We start from the raw sequence: 451 nt of genomic DNA, 5'->3' as shown, positions 1-451 counted from the left end.
CGGGGCGCGCGGGCGTCCGGCGTCAGGGAAGGCGGGTGCGGTCGGTGGGCACCTGACGGTAGCCGTCGCTGCGCACGGCGGTGATCGTCGACGTGAACGCCCAGACCGACAGTGCGGCGAGAACGAGGATCAGGAACATGGCAGAAACGCTACGCTTGCCAGAGAACTGCCACGAGTGGCAGGATGGACACACATCGACCGAAAACTGCCACGCTGGAGGAGCCCATGAAGACCGTCGCCTGCATCGTCGTGGACGGCTTCGCGCCGTTCGAGTTCGGCGTCGCCTGCGAGGCGTTCGGGCTCGACCGCTCTGACGACGGCGTGCCGAACTTCGACTTCCGCGTCGTCACCGCCGACCCCGGCGTCGTGCACTCGAAGCTCGGCTTCTCGATCAACGTCGAGCACGACCTCTCGTTCGCGTACGAGGCCGACCTCGTCGTCGTGTGCCCCA

Annotated in this window: 1 pseudogene; it reads left to right on the top strand. The window is 67.2% G+C overall.

Annotated elements, in window-relative coordinates:
- Positions 1 to 225: 225 nt before the first annotated feature.
- Positions 226 to 451 (top strand): annotated as a pseudogene (locus JNB62_RS19035) (AraC family transcriptional regulator); the annotation flags it as partial.

The organism is Microbacterium jejuense (assembly GCF_019511665.1).
GTDB classification, from domain to species: Bacteria; Actinomycetota; Actinomycetes; order Actinomycetales; family Microbacteriaceae; genus Microbacterium; species Microbacterium jejuense_A.
Note: the sequence above shows the minus strand (reverse complement) of the source record. Positions and strands in the feature narration are given on the sequence as shown.